At 35.3% G+C, this 24475-nt stretch carries 26 protein-coding genes; 5 read left to right on the top strand and 21 right to left on the bottom strand.

All coding sequences use genetic code 11. The features are described from left to right. Positions 1 to 107: 107 nt before the first annotated feature. Positions 108 to 1175 carry a branched-chain amino acid aminotransferase gene (locus KO515_RS13415; RefSeq protein WP_215936846.1) on the bottom strand — a complete coding sequence of 356 codons (1068 nt, stop codon included), beginning with the start codon at positions 1173 to 1175 and terminating at the stop codon, positions 108 to 110. 87 nt (positions 1176 to 1262) lie between these two features. Continuing rightward, the gene (locus KO515_RS13410; RefSeq protein WP_252723874.1) at positions 1263 to 2549 is read right to left on the bottom strand and encodes a dihydrolipoamide acetyltransferase family protein; all 1287 of its coding nucleotides are present in this window, start codon (positions 2547 to 2549) and stop codon (positions 1263 to 1265) included. A 201-nt stretch (positions 2550 to 2750) separates the two neighbouring features. Here KO515_RS13410 and KO515_RS13405 point away from each other — a divergent pair, with 201 nt between their 5' ends. Further along, positions 2751 to 3227 (top strand): Lrp/AsnC family transcriptional regulator, encoded by a 477-nt coding sequence (locus KO515_RS13405; protein WP_215936845.1) that lies wholly within the window; start codon positions 2751 to 2753, stop codon positions 3225 to 3227. 71 nt (positions 3228 to 3298) lie between these two features. Here the strand turns inward: KO515_RS13405 and KO515_RS13400 are convergent, their stop codons facing one another. From KO515_RS13400 to KO515_RS13325, 16 genes are all read right to left on the bottom strand, one after another. Beyond that, positions 3299 to 3898, bottom strand: a complete 600-nt coding sequence (locus tag KO515_RS13400) for a transferase hexapeptide repeat family protein (protein ID WP_215936844.1) — start codon at positions 3896 to 3898, stop codon at positions 3299 to 3301. A gap of 84 nt (positions 3899 to 3982) precedes the next feature. Next, positions 3983 to 4735: an enoyl-CoA hydratase/isomerase family protein gene (locus tag KO515_RS13395; RefSeq protein ID WP_215936843.1), complete on the bottom strand. Its 753-nt coding sequence runs from the start codon at positions 4733 to 4735 to the stop codon at positions 3983 to 3985. A gap of 95 nt (positions 4736 to 4830) precedes the next feature. Further along, on the bottom strand, positions 4831 to 7368 hold the full coding sequence (gene paaZ, locus KO515_RS13390) for a phenylacetic acid degradation bifunctional protein PaaZ (RefSeq protein ID WP_215936888.1): 2538 nt from the start codon (positions 7366 to 7368) through the stop codon (positions 4831 to 4833). A 162-nt stretch (positions 7369 to 7530) separates the two neighbouring features. Continuing rightward, positions 7531 to 8745, bottom strand: a complete 1215-nt coding sequence (pcaF, locus tag KO515_RS13385) for a 3-oxoadipyl-CoA thiolase (protein WP_215936842.1) — start codon at positions 8743 to 8745, stop codon at positions 7531 to 7533. Between the two features lie 129 nt (positions 8746 to 8874). Further along, positions 8875 to 9735 (bottom strand): KPN_02809 family neutral zinc metallopeptidase, encoded by an 861-nt coding sequence (gene ypfJ / locus KO515_RS13380; protein WP_215936841.1) that lies wholly within the window; start codon positions 9733 to 9735, stop codon positions 8875 to 8877. Positions 9736 to 9761: 26 nt separating this feature from the next. Further along, a complete protein-coding gene (locus tag KO515_RS13375) occupies positions 9762 to 10172 on the bottom strand; it encodes a hotdog fold thioesterase (protein WP_215936887.1) in 411 nt (136 codons plus the stop codon). A 13-nt stretch (positions 10173 to 10185) separates the two neighbouring features. Then, positions 10186 to 10569, bottom strand: a complete 384-nt coding sequence (locus KO515_RS13370) for a four helix bundle protein (RefSeq protein WP_013870242.1) — start codon at positions 10567 to 10569, stop codon at positions 10186 to 10188. Positions 10570 to 10606: 37 nt separating this feature from the next. After that, positions 10607 to 11827, bottom strand: coding sequence for a 3-hydroxyacyl-CoA dehydrogenase NAD-binding domain-containing protein (locus KO515_RS13365; protein WP_215936840.1), 1221 nt, complete (start codon positions 11825 to 11827; stop codon positions 10607 to 10609). 153 nt (positions 11828 to 11980) lie between these two features. Beyond that, on the bottom strand, positions 11981 to 12916 hold the full coding sequence (locus tag KO515_RS13360) for a pyridoxal-phosphate dependent enzyme (protein WP_215936839.1): 936 nt from the start codon (positions 12914 to 12916) through the stop codon (positions 11981 to 11983). Positions 12917 to 12972: 56 nt separating this feature from the next. Then, entirely contained in the window at positions 12973 to 13755 is a 783-nt protein-coding gene (locus tag KO515_RS13355; RefSeq protein ID WP_215936838.1) for an enoyl-CoA hydratase-related protein, read from the bottom strand. A gap of 53 nt (positions 13756 to 13808) precedes the next feature. Next, positions 13809 to 14306: a 1,2-phenylacetyl-CoA epoxidase subunit PaaD gene (paaD, locus tag KO515_RS13350; RefSeq protein WP_215936837.1), complete on the bottom strand. Its 498-nt coding sequence runs from the start codon at positions 14304 to 14306 to the stop codon at positions 13809 to 13811. A gap of 73 nt (positions 14307 to 14379) precedes the next feature. Next, entirely contained in the window at positions 14380 to 15132 is a 753-nt protein-coding gene (paaC, locus tag KO515_RS13345; RefSeq protein WP_215936836.1) for a 1,2-phenylacetyl-CoA epoxidase subunit PaaC, read from the bottom strand. A 200-nt stretch (positions 15133 to 15332) separates the two neighbouring features. After that, positions 15333 to 15620, bottom strand: coding sequence for a 1,2-phenylacetyl-CoA epoxidase subunit PaaB (gene paaB / locus KO515_RS13340; RefSeq protein WP_215936835.1), 288 nt, complete (start codon positions 15618 to 15620; stop codon positions 15333 to 15335). Between the two features lie 310 nt (positions 15621 to 15930). Beyond that, positions 15931 to 16887 (bottom strand): 1,2-phenylacetyl-CoA epoxidase subunit PaaA, encoded by a 957-nt coding sequence (paaA, locus tag KO515_RS13335; RefSeq protein WP_215936834.1) that lies wholly within the window; start codon positions 16885 to 16887, stop codon positions 15931 to 15933. A 108-nt stretch (positions 16888 to 16995) separates the two neighbouring features. Beyond that, entirely contained in the window at positions 16996 to 18069 is a 1074-nt protein-coding gene (locus KO515_RS13330; RefSeq protein ID WP_215936833.1) for an FAD-binding oxidoreductase, read from the bottom strand. A 182-nt stretch (positions 18070 to 18251) separates the two neighbouring features. Further along, on the bottom strand, positions 18252 to 18824 hold the full coding sequence (locus tag KO515_RS13325) for a TetR/AcrR family transcriptional regulator (protein WP_215936832.1): 573 nt from the start codon (positions 18822 to 18824) through the stop codon (positions 18252 to 18254). A 113-nt stretch (positions 18825 to 18937) separates the two neighbouring features. On the opposite strand from KO515_RS13325, the gene KO515_RS13320 reads away from it, so the two are divergent. Beyond that, positions 18938 to 19246 carry a rhodanese-like domain-containing protein gene (locus KO515_RS13320; RefSeq protein ID WP_215936831.1) on the top strand — a complete coding sequence of 103 codons (309 nt, stop codon included), beginning with the start codon at positions 18938 to 18940 and terminating at the stop codon, positions 19244 to 19246. Between the two features lie 3 nt (positions 19247 to 19249). On the opposite strand, the gene KO515_RS13315 is transcribed toward KO515_RS13320, so the two are convergent. After that, positions 19250 to 19873, bottom strand: coding sequence for a DUF4230 domain-containing protein (locus KO515_RS13315; protein WP_215936830.1), 624 nt, complete (start codon positions 19871 to 19873; stop codon positions 19250 to 19252). 229 nt (positions 19874 to 20102) lie between these two features. Here KO515_RS13315 and KO515_RS13310 point away from each other — a divergent pair, with 229 nt between their 5' ends. Together KO515_RS13310 and KO515_RS13305 are read left to right on the top strand one after the other, a co-directional pair. Beyond that, positions 20103 to 20861 carry a hypothetical protein gene (locus tag KO515_RS13310; protein ID WP_215936829.1) on the top strand — a complete coding sequence of 253 codons (759 nt, stop codon included), beginning with the start codon at positions 20103 to 20105 and terminating at the stop codon, positions 20859 to 20861. Between the two features lie 269 nt (positions 20862 to 21130). Next, complete coding sequence (locus KO515_RS13305; RefSeq protein ID WP_215936828.1) at positions 21131 to 22108, top strand: hypothetical protein; 978 nt, start codon at positions 21131 to 21133, stop codon at positions 22106 to 22108. A 6-nt stretch (positions 22109 to 22114) separates the two neighbouring features. Here the strand turns inward: KO515_RS13305 and gldC are convergent, their stop codons facing one another. Both gldC and gldB read right to left on the bottom strand, forming a co-directional pair. Beyond that, positions 22115 to 22450: a gliding motility protein GldC gene (gldC, locus tag KO515_RS13300; protein ID WP_215936827.1), complete on the bottom strand. Its 336-nt coding sequence runs from the start codon at positions 22448 to 22450 to the stop codon at positions 22115 to 22117. After that, positions 22450 to 23418, bottom strand: a complete 969-nt coding sequence (gene gldB, locus KO515_RS13295; protein ID WP_215936826.1) for a gliding motility lipoprotein GldB — start codon at positions 23416 to 23418, stop codon at positions 22450 to 22452. The genes gldC and gldB overlap by 1 nt, the downstream gene beginning before the upstream one ends. A 162-nt stretch (positions 23419 to 23580) precedes the next feature. Here gldB and nadE point away from each other — a divergent pair, with 162 nt between their 5' ends. Beyond that, positions 23581 to 24369: an NAD(+) synthase gene (gene nadE / locus KO515_RS13290; RefSeq protein ID WP_215936825.1), complete on the top strand. Its 789-nt coding sequence runs from the start codon at positions 23581 to 23583 to the stop codon at positions 24367 to 24369. Positions 24370 to 24475 lie beyond the last annotated feature (106 nt).

Below are 24475 nucleotides of genomic sequence, written 5' to 3'. Positions count from 1 at the left end.
TCGTTGAATCTTATTTAATAAATAAGAACTCGTGATTGCTTCGCAATTGAAGCTTTGTTAAAGCTCTTTATTGTTTTTATCCTACAAGGTTTTTAAAACCTTGCAGGTTATACTAACTGCTTTTCCACTTTAATCATCCAACCAAACTTATCAACTATTTTTCCAGTTTTAATGTTGTTTAAAGTATCGTTAACTTCTAAACCAACCGGACTTTCATCGGACACATGGATGGTTTTTTCTCCCATAGCAATCTCTTGAATGTAAGCGATACCAACGGCTGTTCCGGTCCCGAAGGCTTCTTCTAAAGTACCATCAGTCGAAGCATCACGAATTTCTTGAATGGTTATGGCGCGTTCTGTAACCTCGTAACCTTTGTCTCGTAAAATATCGATAACACTCATTCTGGTAATGCCATCTAAAATGGAACCATCACGTTTTGGCGTGATGAATTTTCCGTTGACTTTAAAGAAAATATTCATGGTACCCACTTCTTGGATATAGTTGTGTTCTACCGCATCTAGCCACAATACTTGGTCGTAACCTTTGGCTTTTGCTAATTCTGTTGGACGAATCGCTGCTGCGTAATTTCCAGCAGCTTTAGCTTCTCCTGTTCCGCCTGAGGCTGCACGTATATATTTATTTTCTGCCCACAATTTTATACGTTTAGTGAAAAATGGACCAGCTGGTGATGCCATGATTATAAACTTGTAATGTGTTGCTGCGCGCATACCAATAAAGGCTTCGTCGGCATACATGAAAGGTCTTAAATAGAGTGCGCTTCCGTCCATTGGTGGAATCCAATTGCGTTCTAAATCGACTAATTGTTTTAAGCCTTCTACAAATAAATCTTCTGGAAAATGAGGCATGCCCATTCGGTCTGCACTAAAATTTAATCGTGCTGCATTTTTAGATGGCCTGAAAAGCATAGGATTTCCGTTAGCATCTACTGTAGCTTTCATGCCTTCGAAAATGGCTTGTCCGTAATGTAAAGCCATGGCTGCTGGATGTGTAGGAATCATTCCCATTGGCTCTATTCTTGGGTTTTCCCAAACACCATTGTTATAATCACAGATAAACATGTGGTCTGTGAATGTTGTGCCTAGTGGTATGTTGTTGAAGTCTATATTTTTGACTTTAGATTCGGTTACTTTTTGTATTGATATGTTGTGGCTCATAATTTGCTGTCATTCCTGCGTAGGCAGGAATCTATTTAATTTATTATTTCATAGTGGATTCCTGCCTACGCAGGAATGACAAATGATTTATACTTCTCTATTAGTATCAAATTGTTCGAAATAATCTGCTACTCTTCTTACAAAACTTCCGCCAAGAAAGCCATCAACGACTCTGTGGTCGAAGGACAATGATAAATACATCATGCTTCTAATTGCAATTTCATCACCTTTTTCGGTAGTAATAACTTCTGGTCTTTTTTTGATGATTCCTAAAGCAAGAATAGCAACTTCTGGTTGATTTATAATTGGTGTTCCCATGACACTTCCAAAAGTTCCTACGTTAGAAATTGTGAAGGTGCTGCCCTTTATATCGTCTCCTGCTAGTTTGTTTTCTCTAGCTTTTCCTGCTAATTCGTTTACGTTACTAGCAATCTCTTTTAAATTTTTAGTATCGGCATTTTTTACCACCGGAACAATTAAGTTTCCACTTGGTAATGCGGTGGCCATACCAATATTGATATCTTCTTTTACGATGATGTTAGTGCCATCTACCGAGGCATTGATGTTCGGAAAATCTTTAACAGCTTTTGCTACGGCTTCTACAAATAATGGTGTAAAGGTTAAACGTTCTCCATATTTTTCTTGAAAAGCGACTTTGTTTGCATGACGCCAATTAACCATATTGGTCATATCTGCTTCCACATAAGCGGTGACGTGAGGTGATGTATGTTTAGAATATACCATATGATCGGCAATCATTTGGCGCATGCGATCCATTTCTATGACTTTTCCTTTGCCTTTATCGAATTGTAATTGTGGTATACGATACGCTGTTGGATCTTTCTCTGCTGTGGGTTGTGGAAATTTAAAGGGTCTACCGTCTTCTATATATTGAAATACATCGCTTTTGCGTAATCTACCTTCGTGGCCTGTTGCAGGAATTCGTGCTAATTCTTCAAAACTGATGTGATGTTCTTTTGCTATTGTAATGATTAATGGGGAAAAGAAAAGAGCCCCTTCTGACTTCCCCAAAGGGGAAGAAACACTGTTGACTTCTTCTTTTTTAGAAAGGTTTAATCTTGAATTAGTTTTTTGAACTTTTTTCTCAAGAATTGATTTTTCTTTTAAAATGACAGGCTTCTTATTAGAAGACTTAATTTCTTCTGAAACTTCGAGAATAGCCATAACGTCTCCAACGGGAACTACATCTTTCGCTTGAAACATGGTTTTTACTAATGTTCCTGCTGCTGGTGCTGGCACTTCATTATCTACTTTATCAGTTGCAACTTCTAGTATAATATCTCCTTCTTCGAAAGAGTCTCCTTCAGAAATTAACCAATTGATAATAGTACCTTCAGTTATGCTTTCACCCATTTTAGGCATCTTTAATTCGAAATTCTTCAAGTTAGCGTAGTTTAGAATTATAAGAACTAAAGATAATGTATATTGAATTATACAATTGTTAAAATCTTTTAATTTACTATTAAAAAGGATATTATTCTTAAATTAAATACTATTACAGATTATTAGACTTTTAATCACTAAATTTACTGCTTTAAAGCAACTAATTTTCTCATGCCACATACACTAGATAAAATAGACACACAACTGTTAGCGATACTACAAAAGAATAGCAATCGAACAACAAAAAGCATAGCAGAAGAACTCGGTATGAGCACTTCACCAATATTTGAACGTATAAAAAAATTGGAAAAGGAAGGGTATATTGAAAAATATGTCGCTATTTTAAACAATAAGAAAATAGGTTTAAAGCTGACTGTTTTTATAGGCATCACTTTGCAAGGTCATACGCGAAGTTATTTAGAAAAGTTTGTAAAGGAAATCAACAACTTTCCAGAAGTTGTAGAATGCCATCGTGTCAGCGGAAATTTTGACTATTTATTAAAACTAGTTGTAGAGGATATTGAAGCTTATGAAACGTTTATCATTTCAAAATTAACGCTTCTTCCATATTTAGGGAATGTACAAAGTTTGATTGCTTTGTCTACGAGTAAAGAAACCAATGAGATTGATTTGAGTCGGGTTTCATAAGTAACAAATAGATTAAAAACTTCTCGATACAATTCCGATAAAAAATCGGAATCACTCGAAGAGACGTCATTTTATTTTTTAAACGTTTCCCGAAGGGTTTTATATACCTCATCTTGAACTTTCATGTTTTTAGGAACTTCACGAAGTGGTTCAACTTCTTTTAAACTCTCATGACAATCTGCTGGTAATTCCTGATATAATTGTGTGCCTTTGGTTTTCCAGGCTATCATTTCATCAGTAACTCCTCTGATTATTTTGGCTGGATTGCCAACTACTAAACTTCGGTATGGAATTTTGGTTTCGGCTTTTACAAACGACATGGCTCCGATAATACATTCGTCTCCAATTTCGGCATCATCCATGATAACAGTGTTCATTCCAATGAGGCAATTTTGACCTAAATTAGCACCGTGAATTATAGCACCATGACCAACATGTGCACTTTCCTTGAGTGTAATGGACTTGCCAGGAAACATGTGCACCGTACAATTTTCTTGAACGTTTACCCCGTCTTCTAAGATAATTTGTCCCCAATCTCCACGAATGGCTGCTCCTGGACCAATGTAACAGTTTTTTCCAATGATAACATTTCCAGTTACTGCTGCTAATGGATGAACGAAACTGGATTTGTGTACAACTGGTGTGTAATTTTTGAATGAATAAATTGCCATCTTTTTTGTCGAGTTTATCATTCAGAGCGAAGCGAAGAATCTCATCAAGAGATTACCACGTTTTTCGTCATCGCAATGAAATTTTTATTTAAATCCTTTTAATTTTTCTTTAGTGAACTCACTCAAAACTAGTTTTCCACTTGTTGCTGCACGTTCTGCAAGAAGCACATCCCAATCATCAGTTCCTTGCCAGAATACTTTTTTCATTTCTAACATGGCTTCTGTATTGTAAGTACATAAATGTTCTGCTGTTGTTTTTACAGCAGCATCTAATTCCTCAGTAGTTTCATAAACCTGTGTAAATAAACCTTTTTGTTTTGCCCATTCTGGCTCATAAAACGTATTGGCATCAATCGCTATTTGCGACATAGCGCTTAATCCCATTTTACGCTCAATGGCAGGTCCTACAACAAATGGACCAATACCAATATTAAGCTCGCTCAACTTGATTGCTGCAAATTTTGTTGCCATACAATAATCGGTTGAAGCTGCTAATCCGACACCACCACCAACGGTTTTTCCTTGCACACGACCAATAATAAATTTTGGACATTTACGCATCGCGTTGATTACGTTTGCAAAACCTGAAAAGAATACTTTCCCAGTGGCTTCGTCGTTAATATTTATTAATTCATTAAAGCTTGCTCCTGCACAAAAAGTTCTGTCTCCTCCACTTTTAAGAACGATGACTTTTATGTCATCATTTTTTCCAGCTTCAGTAATTGTATTTGCTAATTTTGCTAATATATCTCCTGGTAGTGAGTTGTGTGCAGGATGGAAGAATTCTATGTAGCCTACTTGGTTTATTATTTCTAGATTGACATAAGGGTTACTCATATTGTTTGTATTTTAATGTCATTCCTGCGAAAGCAGGAATCTATTTTTAAATTATTCTATTATTGTGGATTCCTGCTTTCGCAGGAATGACAAAACTATATTAATCCGAACTGCTCAAAGTGATGATTCAAATGTTTTCTTTCTAATAAATACGCTTCATATTTATTTAATTCACCGAAAACCAAATTCTTCAATTTTGCCTCTGGATGTTCTTTATAGTACTCTATATATTTTTCACGTTGTAATTTAAACTTTTCTATTGCTGTTTCTAAATCAGAATGTACTAAATCGTTTAATTTATCTTTTTCTAACTGTGGGAATTGTGAGTTTCTTGGAAACTTTCTATAATTATACAAACTATGATGTACCTTCTCTAAAATCTTATCTGGTGTGGCAATTTCAAAATCTTGAATGTCGCCTGAAGCAATTTTATAGGTATATTCTAAATGCTCAATCATGTGTTGTGGCGTCATAATTCCCCATTTTGGTTGAGCCTCTGCTTTTAAATTTGAAAGACATTCTTCAATTTTTTCTTCAGTCATTTCCACAAAAGTTTCTTGCTTTTTCTGCACCATCGTTAAAATGGTTGCTACAGCGACTAACGGACTATATTTTTCTGTTTTCTGACTTTCGGGACGGTTTTCAAAATTAGCATCAAACACCTCAACATGCCACTTTACAATTCCGCTTGGGTGTTCTGCAGAAGCGACATCTCTATCTACTTTTTCTTTACAAGTTAAACGTACATAAATAGTATCGTTATGATATAAAGGTCTTAAAAAGCGAATACTATCTAAACCATAATTTGCTGCTACAGGACCTTTATTTGGATATACAAACAATCCTGCTGCTGCTGAAATTATAAAATAACCATGCGCTGTTCTCTTTTCGAAAATACTTCCATCTAAAGACGTAATATCGGTATGTGCATAGAAATGATCCCAAGTTAAATTGGCAAAATTCTGAATATCATTATCTGTTAATGTACGCCTATGTGTTTTTAACGACATTCCTGGTTGAATATCTTCCCAATGGTATTGAAACGGATGCTGTTCTGCCTCCTTGTATTTTGCATTTTGCTGATATATTCCTGTAATTTCGGTAATGGTTGTTGGCGAACCTTGAATGGCTGTACGTTGTAAATAATGTTTAATACCACGCATGCCACCCATTTCTTCACCTCCACCAGCACGTCCTGGACCACCATGAACCAAATATGGTAATGGCGAACCATGTCCTGTACTTTGCTTAGCACTTTCTCTATTTAAAACTAAAATTCTACCATGATGACTCGCTGCATTGATAACATAGTCTTTGGCAATTTTATCGTTGTTAGTTGCAATAGAAGACACTAGAGAACCTTTACCCATTTGCGCCAAAGTAATGGCTTCATCTAAGTTTTTATAAGGCATAATGGTACTTACTGGCCCAAAGGCTTCACGCTCGTGAATGACTGTATTTTGAAAAGGGTTATCAGCTCGTAATAAAATCGGACTAATAAAAGCGCCTTTTTTAGCATCTGCTCCAATGGTATTAATTGCATCTAAATTACCATAAACAATTTGCGCTTCTTTTGACAAATCGTTTACCGAATCTCTAACTGCTTGTACTTGTTGATGACTGACTAAAGACCCCATTCTCACCTCTTTTAATCTTGGATCACCAATAGTTACTTTATCAAGTTGTTTTGCTAATGCTGTTTGTACATCATCAACTAATTTTTCCGGAACGATGATGCGTCTAATCGCAGTACATTTTTGACCTGCTTTAACGGTCATTTCTTTTCTAATTTCTTTAATAAACAAGTCGAATTCTGGTGTTCCAGGAACCGCATCTTCTCCTAAAATAGATGCATTTAAAGAATCAGCCTCCATGGTAAATGGTACAGATTCTTGAATCAATCTTGGATGCGCTTTTAACAGCCTTCCTGTTTGTGCAGAACCTGTAAAGGTTACTACATCTTGAGATTCTACAGTATCTAAAATGTTTTTAACCGTACCGTTAATGATTTGTAAAGCGCCTTCTGGTAATATTCCAGAATCGATAATGGTTCTTGCAACTGCTTCTGCTAAATAGGATGATGAAGGTGCTGGTAACACCACAGCAGGAACTCCTGCCATCCAGTTTACCGCACATTTTTCTAACATTCCCCAAACCGGGAAATTAAAAGCATTAATATGCACAGCAACTCCTTTTTTTGGCACCATAATATGATGTGCCATAAAGCGTCCACCACGAGATAAATCGATAGCATCACCTTCTACATGATAGGGTTGATTAGGAAACAATTTTCGTAACGACGCGTTTGCAAACAGGTTACCAAAACCACCTTCGATATCTATCCAACTATCTACTTTAGTTGCTCCTGTTCTGTAACTTAAATCGTAAAAAGCATCTTTTCTTTTGGTAAGGTATAATGCTAATTTTTTAAGCATGTTTCCACGCTCTTGAAAGGTCATTTTACGAAGCACTTCGCCTCCTTTTATTCTTCCATAATTTAATATTTCAGGAATATCTAAACCTTCAGTTGCGATGCTCGTAAATACTTCGCCTGTTACCGCATCTAGAATTGGTGTTCCTTCTTCTTTTCCTGCTGTCCAATTTCCTTGAACGTAGTGTTCTATTTTTTTCATCATTTTTACTTTATAGTGGATTCCTGCCTTCGCAGGAATGACAAAACTTTAATTAATCACTAATCTTTGCTGACAGATGCGTTAGCGATTGAGGCTTTGTTGAAGCTCCTCGCAGAGAGCGACTGCCGAAAGCGCGACCCTTGTGGTAACGCCCAAACTATATTACACATTCACATTTTCAATTATTGCTGCGTAACCTTGACCAACTCCTATACACATAGTAATCAACGCATATTTCTTATTCTGTTCCTGCAATTCTAAAGCAGCAGAATACGCTACTCTTGCTCCTGTAACGCCAAGTGGATGACCAATAGCAATGGCGCCTCCATTTGGATTGATTCTTGGGTCGTTATCTGCAAGTCCCCAAGCGCGAATGCATGCCAAGGCTTGTGCGGCAAAGGCTTCGTTAAGCTCAATGATATCGATATCATCCATAGTTAATCCTGCTTTTGCTAATGCTTTATTAGACGCTTGCACAGGACCAATGCCCATAATTCGTGGTTCTACGCCTACCACTGCAGAACTCACGATTCTTGCTAATGGTTTAAGATTGTATTTTTTTACTGCATCTTCACTTGCTATGATAGTTGCCGCTGCACCATCGTTTAATCCTGAAGAGTTTCCTGCAGTTACGCTTCCACCTTCTTTTTTAAAGGCTGCTCTTAGTTTTCCTAAAACTTCTAAGGATGAGCTTGGTTTTATAAACTCATCTTTTGAAAATTGAATTGGGTCTTTTTTACGTTGTGGAATTTCGACTGTTACAATTTCTTTTGCTAAGCGTCCGTTCTCTTGTGCTTTTGTTGCCTTTTCCTGACTCCAAAGCGCGAATTTATCTTGGTCTTCGCGAGAGATATTATACTTTTCTACTAGGTTTTCGGCGGTCATTCCCATGCCGTCTGTTCCATACATTTCGTGCATTTTCGGGTTTACAAATCGCCATCCGAAAGTAGAATCATACATTTTTGAATCGCCTCCAAAAGCGGTTGATGGTTTTGCCATGACGTATGGTCCTCGTGTCATGTTTTCTACGCCTCCAGAAATAAAGACGTCTCCATCGCCTGTTTTTATGGCACGATTTGCGTGGATAATTGCAGACAAACCTGAACTACAAAGTCGGTTAACGGTTTCACCAGGAACTGTAAATGGTAATCCTGCTAGTAATGCTGCCATTCGTGCAACATTACGATTGTCTTCGCCTGCTTGGTTGGCACAGCCCATAATAACATCGTCGTAAGCTTCCTTTGGGATGTTTGGGTTTCGTTTTACAATTTCTTGAATCACTAATGCTCCTAAATCATCTGTTCTCACTGCAGATAATGTGCCTTTGTAGTTTCCTATTGGTGTTCTAATGCCGTCTATTATGTATGCTTGTTTCATTTTTGAAATTGATATTGAAATTGAATTTTCTACTTCAAATTAATATTTTACTCTTATTGTGGATTCCTGCCTACGCAGGAATAACAAATTGTTATAAACAATAGATTGTCTTTTTTTAGCAGGAATTGGTTAATTTAAAAGTGCAGAAAACGTATCTCCATTTCTAATATCACCTGTATTATAGCCTTTCATGAACCACTCCATACGTTGCTCGGATGTGCCATGGGTAAAACTATCGGAATTGACGCTTCCACTCATTCGTTTTTGAATAGCATCATCACCAACAGCGTTGGCTGCACTTAGTGCTTCTTCTATATCTCCCGCTTGTAAATATTCTTTATTATGGTGTGCCCAAACGCCTGCGTAAAAATCGGCTTGCAACTCTTGTGCTACCGATAATTTATTGGCTCCTGTTTGGTTAGTTTGACTTTGTAATTGTCTTACTTTGTTAGAAGTCCCAAGAATTGTTTGGATATGATGTCCGACTTCATGCGCGGTAACATAAGCGATTGCAAAATCGCCTCCTTGCGCTCCGAATCTTGTTTTTAACTCGTCAAAAAATGCTAAATCCATATATAATTTTTGGTCTCCTGGACAATAAAAAGGACCGGAAGCTGAAGTGGCACTTCCACATGCTGTATTCACTGCATCTGTAAATAACACCATTTTTGGTTCTTTGTAGTTTCCTAAGTTGTTTTCTGTAAAAATAGTGTTCCATACATCTTCGGTATCTGCTAAAACGGTTGCCATAAATTCCCCCATTTCAACTTCTTCTGAAGTCAGCTCGCGTTCAGTTACTTGTTGTGTACTGCTACTTTTACTAACTTGATCTATAATTGGCGCCAATTGCTGACCCGTTTCACCGCCAAAGAGTTGTAACAAAATTACAACTACCGCAATGACTCCACCTCCTGCAGCCACTTTACCTTTGGTTCCCATACCTCTCTGGTCTTCTAGGTTGCCACTTTGTCTTCTACCTTTCCATTTCATATTTTAATGTTTTAGTTTTTATTTTTTTACTTCCAATCTTTTTGTGTGCGATACACGACACCTTTAAAAAGCGCGACTAATTCGTCTCCACGTTTTACTTCAATAATATTAAATCCTAATCTATTTTTAACGCTTTCAATCACCGATTCTGCAACAATATAATCGCCTTCGTCTAACGCTTCAATATGATTAATGCTTGTTTCTATGGATACGGCATATTTACCATGTGTGTTTGCAGCAAACCCGAAAGCTGTATCTGCTAGAGAATAACTTATTCCGCCATGTGCTTTACCCATACTGTTTAGCATTTCCTTTCTTACAGTCATCGCAACTTTACAGCGACCGATTTCGCATTCTAGAATTTCGATGCCTAGCCACGTGCTGTAGGCGTCTTGGGATAGCATTTTATGTGGGATTTGTTCTCCGGTTAAAGGCATTAGGAATTTGGTATTAGGGATTAGTCTTATTTCGTTCAATAATTTTATTTCTTAATGATGACATCATTTTAGTTAATTCAGAAATTAATTTTCTATTATTTTCATTCTGTTCAAAACTAACATACTTTCTTCTTTTAGCTTTAGTACTACAGCTTACACATTCATTAGCACTATGAATAGCATGATTAATATGCTTAACAAATTGAGCATCAGAACCAGGATATCCTTCTGCAAGGTTTAAAGCAATAGAATCTGCTGCTCTTCTAAATTGCGAAGACAAAGCATATAATTCGTGATTAGGAAATTGTTTTACTTGTTCATCTACCACTTCACCAAAATCCATAGCTTTTTGATATACTATTAAATCCTCAAATTTAAAATGGTAATTACTTTTCATACTAATGCCTATTTCCTAATCCCTAATTCCTCTTTAATTAAAAAAACGTACTATTTTCTCTGTTTAGTTTTCGTAATAACGGACTGCAACGATATCTATCTTCATGGTACTCTTTATATAATTCGTCTAATTTAGATACACACCAATCGATACCTTTTTCATCTGCCCAAGCTAGTAAGCCTTTTGGGTAATTAACCCCTTTGGTCATGGCGTTATCTATATCTTCAGCGGATGCGATGTTTAAAAATAAGGCATCTGCTGCTTCGTTGATAAGCATGACTAGGACGCGGTTGAAAATGGTTTCTGAAATAGACGTCTCGACTGCGCTCGACGAGACAGATGTTCGTTCTATTTTTCTTCCATTTTCATCATAATCATAATAGCCTTTTCCTGATTTTCTTCCCAAGTAACCAGCTTCCGCAAAACGCTTTTGGGTAAATGACGGTTTATATCTTGGATCGAAATAGAACGCGGTAAACACCGTTTCGGTTACCGTGTAATTGACATCATTACCTATAAAATCCATCAGCTCGAATGGTCCCATTCGGAAACCTCCTAAAGATTTTAAACTGTGGTCTATGGTTGCAAAATCGGCTAATCCTTCTTCATATATTCTTAACGCTTCACCGTAAAAAGGTCTTGCCACTCTATTGACTATAAAACCTGGTGTGTCTTTAGCTACTGCAACGACTTTCTTCCAATCTTTAATCGTTTGTATGGCTTTCTCAAGGACTTCTTTTGACGTTTGAATGGCAGGAATAATCTCTACCAATTGCATTAAGGGCGCTGGATTAAAAAAGTGAATCCCTAGACAACGTTCTGGTTTATTCAGCGATGCAGCGATTGATGCTATAGATAAACTTGATGTGTTTGAGGCAATAATACAATCATCAGCCACGTAGCTTTCTAATTCTGAAAACACTTTTTTCTTGATGTCAAGATTTTCAATAATAGCTTCAATCGTTAAATTAGAATTGGCTAAATCTTTTAGATGATTAACGTAAGTGATATTGTCTTGAATTCTATTTTTTTCAGCAGCATCTATGCGTTCTTTTTCAATTAAACGATTTAAAATTTTCTCTAAAGACGCTTTAGCTTTATCTAAAGCCGACTGATTGGTATCGTATAATTTTACTTTACAACCAGCAGTTGCAGCAACTTGTGCAATACCGCTTCCCATGGTTCCTGAACCTATTATTCCAACTCTATTGATTTGAGATTGTAGATTAACGATTTCTGATTTTTGATTTTCACTCATACCTAATATTCCATCTATATTTTATGATTTCAACTTATTTGAAGCTGTTTTAATACTAACAACAAAAATTGAAATTAATTCATCATTTTCTTTTAATATTTTTTCTAAAATGTCTAAACACCCCTAAAGTCTCCTCAATGGGACAATCGTTAATCAAAATGGTAAATTTTTCACATCTACATTCCCGCCAGACAAAATAATGCCTACGTTTTTAGTTGCAAATTCTTCTTTACGTTTTAAAACTGCAGCAAAGGCTACGGCACTCGATGGTTCTATTGCTATCTTCATACGTTCCCAAATTAATTGCATGGCATTTATAATTTCAGCTTCTTCAACCCGAATGATCTTTTCAATATAGTTTTGAATGATTGGAAAATTACGATTTCCTAGATGTGTTCGCAAACCATCAGCTATGGTTGCCGTTGTTTTATTGGTTTCTATTCGACCTGAAATTAATGAACGGTAAGCATCATCGGCCTCCATAGGTTCTCCACCAATCACTTTACATTTATTGGAAAAATAATGAGCTGCCAAGGCTGTTCCTGCTAGTAATCCACCACCACCAACTGGTACTATTATAACGTCTAAGTCGGGCTGTTCTTCTAACAGTTCTATCGCAGCTGTACTGTTACCGTGAATGACTTCATCTTGATTTGATGGGTGTAAAAATGATGCTCCTTTTTCTTTTTCTATGGTGTTTGCTGTTTCCTCTCTTGCTTTTAACGTCGATTCGCATTCAATGATTTCTCCTCCATAGGTTTTAACAGCATTTTTCTTGACTTGTGGTGCATTTTCTGGCATAACGATATAAGCCTTAACGCCTAATGTTTGAGCTGCCAAGGAAACCGCTTGTGCAAAATTACCAGATGAATGTGTCACTACACCGCGTTGTCTTTGCTCATCTGTTAATGATAAAATCGCATTTGAAGCGCCTCTCATTTTAAAGGCTCCCATTTTTTGGAAATTTTCACATTTAAAAAATAGATTACAACCCGTTTCTTCGTTTAATAATCGCGAGATTAGCACAGGGGTTTTGTGAATAAATGGTTTTATTCGGTTGTGAGTTTCTATGAGAGTTTGTTTGTTCATAATTTGTTCTCGATACAAAATTGCAGAAAAAGCAATTTCACTCGAACTGACGTTAATTATACTCCTTTAAAATTTGGTTTTCTTTTTTCAATAAATGCCGCCACACCTTCTTTATAATCTTCACTTTGTGCCGCTTCAATTTGTAACTTAGACTCTAAAGTCAATTGTGCATCTAAATCGTTAGTCATGGATTTGTTGAATAATTCTTTAATCATACCCAATGCTTTTGTTGGCATATTTGCTAATTTTAAAGCTAGCTTGTTTACTTCTTCTTCAAAATTCTCTAACGGAATCATTTTATAAATCATGCCCATTTTTTCGGCATCGTCCGCTGAAATTTTATCACCTAACATCGCTAAAGCTTGTGCTTTTTGAAAGCCAATTAATCGCGGAAGAAAATAGGTTCCTGCGCTGTCTGGCACCAGACCAATTAAACTAAAAGCTTGAATAAAACTTACTTTTTCATGAGCCACTACAATATCACAGGCTAAAGCTATATTTGCTCCAGCTCCTGCTGCAACGCCGTTTATCGCTCCAATAATTGGTTTTTTTATACTTCTAATTCTTGTGATAATAGGATTATAATGTTCTTCTAGTATTTTTTTGAACCCTAGGTTTAAGTCTGGCGAAGTCACTTCTTTTAAATCTTGTCCAGCACAAAATGCTTTTCCGTTTCCTGTTAGAATGATTGCTCTGACTTCGGAATTGCTTTCGCAATCATCCAAAATACTTTGTAAACTTAAAGCCATTTCTCGGTTAAAACTATTGAATACTTCTGGTCTGTTTAGCGTTATGGTTGCTATTTTATTTTCTATTTTGAGTTGTATACTTGTGCTCATGTGCTTTTATTAAATACCTACAAGGTTTTTAAAACCTAGCAGGACGTTCAAGTTTATTTTAAACATTTAAAATAATCAAAAGGTTCTTGGCAGTCATCACATTGAAATTGTGCTTTACATGCCGTTGAACCAAACTGACTTACTAATCTGGTATTTGTGGAACTACAATTAGTACATTTTACTAATCGTTTTCCGTTTAACAACACGTCTTTATCTGCTTCTGCATCTAAAGGTGCGGCTATGCCGTAATCTTCTAATGCTTGTCGCCCTCTTGGTGTAATCCAATCGGTGGTCCAAGCTGGTGCGAGAATTAATTCTATTTCAGAATGGTATCCTGCTGCTTTTAATGCTGCTTTAATATCGTCGCCAATCACATCCATGGCAGGACAACCGCTGTAAGTTGGTGTGATTTCTACTTTAACGATGTTATTTTCGATAACCGCAGAACGCACAACTCCCATGTTCATAATAGAAAGGACTGGGATTTCTGGGTCAGAAACCTTTTCCAAGATTGGAATTAAGATTTTGTCTATTTGTTGTTCTGTTGTCATCTTTTAAATTGAATTCGAAGTTGAATTTGAAAAGTTTAGTTTAAACATTCGAGTTCAATTTCGAATTCTTTTCTTACCATTCCATATTAGGATAGGCACGTTGCATATATTGTAATTCGGCTAATAAGTACCCTAAATGTTCGGTGTGAATGCCTTTTTTGCCACCTTTTTGAAAATACTTGGATTCTGGAATTTCTAATGTTGCTTCTTCTAAAAGTTCTTTTACATTGTTGTAATAGGCTTCTTTTAGTTTGGTAACATCTACTCCTATACCTTCTTTAACCATTGCTTTATCAGCTTCCGTTTGATGAAATAATTCATCCGTATAAGTCCATAAATCGTTAATGGCATTTTGCATTTTAGTTTTGCTTTCTGCTGTGCCATCACCTAAACGTTTTACCCAATCGGACGAGAAACGTTCGTGGTAACGCACTTCTTTAATACATTTTTTTGCTATTGCAGATAATGTTAAATCCTTACTTTTTTCTAACTCTGAAAGAAAGGCTAAATGGTACACATCGAATAAAAACTGACGTGCCATGGTATAAGCAAAATTGGTATTAGGTTGTTCTACCAATAAAACATTGACATAGTCTCTTTCTTTTCGAAGCATTGCAATATCATCTTCGGTTCGGTCATCACCTGCAATTTTTGCTGCGTATTGAAAATAGCTTCGTACTTGTCCAAATAAATCTAATGAGATATTGGTACAAGCGATGTCGGTTTCTAGACTTGGCCCATGACCTGTGAGTTCTCCTAGTCTTTGACCGAGGATTAAACTGTTATCTGCGATGCCTAGGATGTAATTATATAGATTGTTATTCATTATATTTTAAATTGAAATTGATGTCGAATATGAATTCGAAGGCATTCAATTAATAATTTTACTATTCTTTGAAAATTGAACTGTTCTCGTTTTAACACTCCTAAAGTCCCTTCGAGGGGACAGTTCTAAGTATCAAAATATGATTTTCAATTTATGAGTTTTCCACTTTCGTAGGAATTGTAATTTGAGCATTGCTCAAATTACATATGTTTTACTTCGTCTGGTAAATCGTAAAATGTTGGGTGACGATACACTTTGTCTTGAGCAGGCTCAAATAGCTCACCATTGTGTTCTGGATTTGAGGCTGTGATGTTTTTAGATTCTACCACCCAAATGCTTACGCCTTCGTTTCGTCTGGTGTAGACATCACGTGCGTTTTCTAATGCCATTTCTGCATCGGCTGCGTGAAGACTTCCAAAGTGCCTGTGTTCTAATCCGTTTTTACTTCTGACGAAGATTTCCCAAAGAGGCCAGTTTTTTGTTGCCATAACTTCTAATGCCTGTGAAAGCAGGTATCTTTTTAATTATATTTATTTTTTCTTTATGTTCATTTTGTCTTGAAACACTATTTTAAAATTATGTCTTGCAGACATGATTTTAAAATACAAAACCAAAAATTCAAGTTGAAATGAGGAATTTTTAAAACTTCTTCTAAAGTTTTAAAACCTCAAAATAAAATCTAAATTTTTTCCAAGCTTCAAAAATTCTTAACGATTTAATTTTTTTATTCTGCATTTCAACGTGGTGATTATTTACTAACTGGTTTTTAAATCAAAAGTCATTGACTTTTTAATTTTATTAAACCGCTTTCTTCTCTTTTCTTTCTTGTTTCTTTTCGGCATAAGCCATTGCTGCATCACGAACCCATTGACCTTCTTCCCAAGCATCAACTCTGGCTTTCATGCGTTCTTTATTCATTGGTCCATGGCCTTTTACGACTTGCCAAAACTCGTCCCAATCAATTGCTCCAAAATCATAACTACCACGTTCTTCGTTCCATTTTAAGTCTGGGTCTGGAACGGTTAAACCAATTAAATCGGCTTGTGGAACAGTTTGGTCTATAAACTGTTGACGTAAATCGTCGTTAGACTTACGTTTTAATTTCCATTTCATAGATTGTTCGGTATGAATAGATTCTGCATCCGTAGGACCTAACATCATTAAACTTGGCCACCACCATCGGTTTAAGGCATCTTGTGCCATATCTTTTTGTTCTGGTGTGCCATTTGCCAATTTTATCATGATTTCATACCCTTGACGTTGGTGGAAACTTTCTTCTTTACACACACGAATCATTGCTCTTGCGTATGGTCCATAAGAAGTGTTGCATAATGGCACTTGATTGATAATTGCTGCACCATCTACCAACCAACCAATCGCTCCCATATCTGCCCAAGTCACGGTTGGGTAATTAAAAATGGATGAATATTTTGCCTTGCCTGAATGTAGTTGTTCGTATAACTCATCGCGAGAAATCCCTAAGGTTTCACATGCTGAATATAAATATAAACCGTGACCGGCTTCGTCTTGTACTTTTGCCAATAAGGCCACTTTTCGTCGTAATGAAGGAGCACGCGTTATCCAATTGCCTTCAGGAAGCATCCCTACAATTTCGGAATGGGCGTGTTGCGACATTTGCCGAATATGTGTTTTACGGTATTTTTCTGGCATCCAGTCTTTCGGTTCGATTTTTTCATCTCTTGCGATGCGCTCTTCGAACTGTTTTTCTAGATTTTTTATTTGTTCTTCACTCATGGTTTTAACCTTTTAACTGCTGGCTTTTGGCCTTTAGCTTGTTGAACTCTAACTTTTCTTTTTCAAAATATTATGGACTCCTGCCTACGCAGGAATGACAAGTCTTATTTATACATCGAAATCGACGATTACTTTATCTGTTGTTGGTACGGCTTGACAGCTTAGTACCAAATTCTGTGATACTTCTTTTTCGCTTAGTGCGTAATTAATTTTCATCTCAACAGCACCTTCTTTAACTTCGCATTTACAAGTACTACAAACGCCTCCTTTGCAGGCAAATGGCAAATCGGCTCCGGCACCTAAAGCGGCATCGAGAATGTTATCGTATTCTTTAGTCATAGTAAACGAAAACTCTTTTCCTCCATCGACAATGGTTATTTCTGTACCTTCTACGTTTTGTTTTGCTAAGCGTTCTGCACGTTTAATATCTTCATCGGAAAGTCCGGTTACAAACAATTCAAAATGCACGAATCCTTTTGGTAATCCTGCTTTAATTAAATAATTGCTCACGTAGTTGACCATTTTTTCAGGACCACAGAGGAATACTTCATTGGTATCTGGAATATCGATGAAGGTTTTTGTGAGAACTTTCATTTTCTCGTCATCAAAACGTCCGTTGAAAAGTTCGATATCTCTTCGTTCTTTGGTTAAGAAATAGTAGATTTCTAATCTTCCGAAATATTTATTCCGCAGTTGCTCTAGTTCTTCTTTAAAGATAATAGATTTTGCGGTTTTATTGACATAAAATAATTTGCATGTTGCATTTGGTTCGGCTTGCAAATGCGCTTTTATCATAGACAGGACTGGTGTAATGCCACTGCCTGCCGCGAAAAAGAGGTAGTTTTTTGAAGTTTCAGGTTGTACCTCTACACCAAATGTTCCACTTGGTGACATTACTTCTAATTCATCTCCCACATTTAACGACTGATTAATATAGGTAGAAAACTTGCCTCCAGGAATTAACTTAACCGCCACTTTCCATTGCTTATCATTTGGACTAGAACAAAGCGAATACGAACGACGCACATCTTCTCCATTGATATCTGCTTTCAAGGTTAAATGTTGCCCTTGCCTGAATTTAAAAGTACTTTGTAACGCTGAAGGTACAGCAAAGGTAATTACCGAAGTATCTTCAGTTTCCTTATATAGGTCTGCAACTTTCAATTTGTAAAATTCTACCATCTAATTTGAAATCGAACTTGAATTTGAATTTGAAATGGAATACCTCCTATTTCGAATTCAATATCAATTTTTATTTAACTAACACTTGTTAGTTTACTTGACAAAGTTATAAAATTAATTTCAAAGATTTTGTTAATATGATTTTCTGAGCGAACTCAATTGGGAAATCAATTGCGATTGCGTTAATCTTTTGCGATACCCTCAATGAGTATATGACTTAAGCTATTGGATAACTCTTGAAGATTAAAATCCTCCTTTTTAGGAATCCAGATGTAGAGTGAACGTAAGGTTGTGAGTATAGAAAACATCATGACGTCTGGTTTTATATTGACAATTTCACCTGATTTTATACCATCTTTCAGAATGGTTTTAAAATCGTTTTCGTAATCACTTCGTAATTTCTTATAGTAAGTTAATTGAGTTTCAAGATGCATCCAATCGTTATTTAAGGATGCCATACCGTAGCTGTTTTTACTTGAAATGTGAACATGAAGTTCTATGATTTTTTTTAATTTATCGATACAAGACGCATTTGACAAGTGGATTTGCTTCATGCCATCTGTAAATTCTTCAGCCAAAGAAATAATAATTGCATTTAAAATATCTTGTTTAGAATTGATATGATTATAAAGGCTCGCAGCTTTTATACCCATAGCTTTTGCTAAATCGCGCATCGTTACAGCACTGTAACCTTTTTCCTTGAACAGTTGAGCTGCTACTCGTATAATTTCTTGTTGACGTGTTTCTGATTTCATAGCTATTGTAGAATACTAAAATAAGAAGATTTTTCGGTTGAATTCAAAATAATGTAACTTTGGTTACGTTTCGTCTTGAATGCTTTTCGGATTTTTGACAAAAAATAAATACTATGGGATTATTTAATGCTTTATTTGGAAAATCGACTAATAACGTTGCAGAATACATTGAAAAAGGGGCTGTTATTTTAGATGTTAGAACCAAAAGCGAATATCAAGGAGGACATATTAAGAATGCGAAACATATTCCGCTTCAAGAATTGGGCAATAGAATTAATGAGATTAAAAAATTAAATAAACCTGTTATTGCCTATTGTGCTAGTGGTATGCGTTCTGGAAGTGCTTCGAGCATGTTGAAATCTAATGGTGTTGATGCCATAAATGGGGGCGGAATTGGCAGTTTGCAACGAAAATTAGCATAGCATTTAATTTAACAAGCCTTCTAAATTTTGTAACTGAATTGAATCCTCAATTGGGCTTTCATTGTATTGTAATGTCCATCCTAAGGATTTAGTCAATATAAAAAACTTAGACAACTCACTTATTAATCTGTTTTGAGCGTTTGATTTTAAATCGGACGCTTCTATTTTTTTCATCAAGGATGTTTTCACGGTATCTTTAATGTTATTATAATCTTTGGCTTCAAACTGATTTAGGAAATCGGCTTGCACATCATAATATTCAAAATCTGGATTGATTTTAATTTCTTCTTTAGGAATACTTACGATTTGAAGTGTTTTAGTGGCTTCATCTATCTTGTATTCAATTTTACTTAAATCATAAGCCACAGTTACATCTGCATTCACCACAACGAGTGCTTTTTTCTCAGCAGACATTAAATCTCCAAAAATAGCTTTAGAGTTCTTATAACTAAAGACCTCAGAAAAATGACCTTCGGTAACCACTAACTTACCAACATTATTAATTTGTTCTTGAATTAACGCACTATGCTCTTCAATAATAATTTCAGCTTCTTTTTTGTCTTCACAATATTTAAATGTGAACAAAATAACTAAAGTAATTATGACACCAAATATAATTTTTCGCATAGGCTAATTTAATCAAAATACCATTGAACACACTCAAAATAAGGCATAATTAAATCTTGTTTTTTTGCTTTACATCGTAGATGCAGGTCTATAATCTATAAAAAACGCAAAACATCCTATATAAATGTGAACTAAGTAATTAGACCCTAAATTAGTTATAAAATACGCAAATAGCAATGCCCAAAAACTGATTATTCGTAAGCCCATTAACCTAAAAAAAGTGATTATTATGATTAAAAACATAAGTACATTACTCGTCCTACTTTTGACAACAATTAATTATGGTCAAAACATTACATTACTTCAAAATAATAATCCAAAAGCTAAAGAGCTAATACATGGATTAAACACCACAATGGATAGCCTGGTGTTGGAATGCAATTCTAAAATTGAAAAAGTTGAAATCTTTAATAGCGATTATGACCAAACAGTTGTAGTTGAAGCTCACAAAACACAAATTCCTTTAAAGCATATGCCTGTTGGTAATTTTGTAGTAGAGACAAAATTAGCTGAGAAGATTATAATCTTAGATTTAATAAAGCATGATGACTCTTATAACGTATCTCACTCACAATCAGAAAAAATAGCTGAAGGCAAAGGCATGATGCTCGATGAAGAATTAAATGTTATTAAGAGTGCCCCAAAAAAAAGCATAGCGTTTCTTTTGACTCGCGGAAACACCAATAATCACAGCAACAAGAATCAAAAATACTTTTGGACTATAGCACAGATTAATAATGATAGTGGCTCTAGCAAAACGATGAGATTGGTAGATCAGAAGTCAGTAGAACTCATGATTCTTAGACATAAGATGGAACTAAATAGTGACCCTGGAAAATTCAATACGCTAACTGTTTGGGAGGTTTACAACAAAAGTGAATTTATGGACAATCAGGTTTCAAACCCAGATTTTGTATATTCATTGGCAACGGATTTATTCAATCCTACTCCTTATTATTCCACATCTGATAATATTCAAAGTTTATAAGAATTCACCTATTTATTTCGCTATGTTTTAAACCTTGATAACATAGTTAATTAAATAATCAGACTACATTACAAGCTTTAAATAGAACACTTTACATGGGGATTTATGTGTTATATCGTCAGTCACGGCACATTAACTAAAAAAATTACCACGTATCTATTATATGATGTAACCTTTTAAAAAGGCAATAACTTTGTACATAATATAAAGAAAATCTAATTATTTTTTTATGTTACAATTGTTTCCCCAGAACAAAAAACCTACTTATTATGAGACTACTATATATCATTTTAATGTTATGTTTGTCAACTTTAGCTTATGGACAAAAATCTGTATTACTTCAAAACACCAATACAAGAGCCAAAGAACTAAAGCATCAACTTAACAAAACAGAAGACAGTATTGTCTTTAAATGTGATCGTACCATTTACGAACTCATGATTTTTAATGATGATTTTGAACGCGTCATAAAAGTAAAAGACACTGTCGCAAAAATTCAAATTTCGGATATACCTGTGGGGCGCTATGCCGTTGAAGCTGTACTACGAGATAAGTTAATTATTATTACTTTACTAAGAAATGAATCTTTTGGTTTAGAGGAATTAGCACCTTTGACACATGAAATTAGAGATCTTAATGATAAAAGTATAGCCCCAAAAACAAACATTGCTACTCTTGAAAATGCACCCAAAAAGTTTCTGACCTACGCAAAACCAATAGTAGCACTAGATTCTTTCACCAAAAACACATCTTACGGGTCTGAAAGTCATCAAGGTAAAACAGAATTGAAGCTATCTGGTAAAAAAGCCACACCACATCGCACCCAAGCTAAAGAATACATCAGTATTTCAAAAACACCACGTATTAGCAATAGCGTTCCTTTATATGATAACGAAGGCATAAAATCCGTAAAACTTCAACAACCACGCGGTAGAATAGCAACTACTAAAACCGCCAATATAGATGCAAGATATTGGGTGATTTACAAAGTAGATAATGGATCTACTTCTGAAAAAGCACTAAAAATAGCAGATCAAAAGACCGTTGATCGCATGATTCGAAAGATTGAGATTGACATGCAAACGACCACAGGTCGATTAAACGAACTTACTATTTGGAAGATCTATAATACAACCGACTTTGTACGACATAAAAGAAAAAACAAGAAAAACTATATGCACATTGAATCAGATAGTTTTAATCTTGTTCCTTATTATGAAGTTACACAGGATTCTGAGAAATTATAAAAGACCCTACTTTTTAAGCTCAAGCTTCTCTGCGAAATAATCACAAAAATCTTTCATATCACCGGTCATTTTTTCGTCTTGTGTTGCTCTTAAAAAAGTATCACTCATGGTTACCAAAGTTTGATGAAAGAACAATTTCATTTCATCTACAGGCATATCTTTAGTCCACAAGTCTATTTTTAAAGTTTCTTGTGCCTTACTATCCCAAACAGATAGCATAATTGCTTTAGCCTCCTCGTTATTCACACCACCATCTTGAGCTGACCAATTTAGCTTTTCCGGCACTCTATTTTCATCGAGTTCAACGTTTAGTACAATTTTAGATTTTATAACTTTAGACATTATTTTTTTGGTTTAAATTTTGATTTTCTAAATATTTCTTCAGGTTCGGTTTGCATAATTTTCATAAGGTCATCACCCGAATTTTCTGCATAAGCTTTTACTATTTGCCAACCAATATATTGACCTAAACGCCCTGGCGATTCATTATCTAATTCCAAATAAAACTTAGTAAATGGAGCATCTGCAATAAAACGGTTGGGTAATTTAGGATCTGTACTGTATAATAATTCTTTCTCTATTAAATAGCTCCAAATCTGACTTTCATTAGCCTCAGCCCATTTAATTTCACTTTCTGTATACCCCATTTTTTCCGCATCCGTTTTAAAAGGAATCACTACATCTTTAAAATAGAGTAACTTCCCAAAATAAATCATCTCTTCTAACAATGCTTTTCTTTTCGATTGAAAAGCGTATTTCTTAGCATATGCGTCTGCTAAATCAACAACTATTTGTTCCTTTTTAAAGTTTTTAGCCAAATATACTGGTATATTACCATCCACATAAAACCTATGATTTTCACCTAAATAGTTATCCAATGCAACTAGCACAATACTGTCTGTCACAATCACATTATCTCTATATTGTACATTGTTAATTAGTGTTATCACTCTTGGCGTAGAGAACACTTTATCATAATATTTTAGATACTGAAATAAAGAAACTAACTCTTGTTTTGTATTTTGAATATCTTTAAAGGCCATGTCAACCTCCCGTAAAATTTCGTTCTGCAAAGTGTCATTCATTCTCTCAACTACAATAGAATCCGGCTCATGCTTAGAAAAGAAGAAAGGATAAGCCCTTTTTAACTTTGGAAGATATTTTGGTGTCGCTTCATAAAATGCTTTATCAAAACGTTCTATTGTAAAATCTACTTCAACTTTAGCGATTTCAGTTTCAACTTTTGAATCCTCATCACAAGAAAGTATGGTAAACCCTAATAATAAAATAAAATAAATTTTTATTTGCATTTAGTAAAATATTTTTAATCCTAACTCGATTGCGTTATTTTTGTTGTGCAAAGGTACACTTCTTTACGAACTCGTTTCTACTTTTTGACTTTTAACAAAAATTAGATGGTTTTAGTTCTATTGAAGAGGTATAAGAGCATTAAATCTTAAAATTAAAACATTATGCAAACTGAAAACGTAGTAAATCACATTGTAAATTGGCTAAAAGATTACGCCACCAAAGCCAACGTTAATGGTTTTGTTGTAGGAATTTCTGGAGGAATTGATTCTGCCGTAACCTCAACATTATGTGCCAAAACAGGTTTAGACGTTTTATGCATAGAAATGCCCATTCACCAAGCACCAAGCCACGTCACAAGGGCACAAGAACATATTTCATTTTTAAAGCATCAATTTCCAAATGTAAAAGACACCGTTGTAGATTTAACTCCTGTTTTTGAGGAATTTAAAACCGAAGTGAGCTTAGAAGGCAAACAATCTACTGTAGATATGGCTTTGGCGAATACTAGAGCACGGTTACGAATGACAACTCTATATTATCACGCTGGACTTTTAGGCCTTTTAGTGGCAGGAACAGGTAACAAGGTGGAAGATTTTGGTGTTGGTTTTTACACAAAATATGGTGATGGAGGAGTTGATTTAAGTCCTATTGCAGATTTATTAAAGTCAGAAGTCTATGAAATCGGGACCTTTTTAAACGTATCAGAATCCATTATAAAAGCAGCGCCAAGTGATGGTTTATTTGGAGATGCTCGTAGTGATGAAGACCAAATTGGTGCCTCTTACCCAGAATTGGAATGGGCAATGCAGGTCACAGAAGACGGAAAAACGGCTACTGATTTTGAAGGCAGAAAACGTGAGATCATCGAGATCTACTTACGCTACAATTCTTCTAACAAACACAAAATGAACCCTATACCTGTTTGTGAAATTCCTAAAAATTTGAAATAAAAATTACATTTTAAAAGATTAAATAGTTAATTTCTTTAATTTTTAACTATTTTTACTCAACAAATTTCCAGATAGTTTTTGATAATAGCACTTTTTAACGTATTAA

The sequence above is a fragment of the Winogradskyella psychrotolerans genome (genome assembly GCF_018860545.1).
GTDB lineage: Bacteria > Bacteroidota > Bacteroidia > Flavobacteriales > Flavobacteriaceae > Winogradskyella > Winogradskyella psychrotolerans_A.
This window is presented reverse-complemented; position numbering and strand designations above follow the sequence as displayed.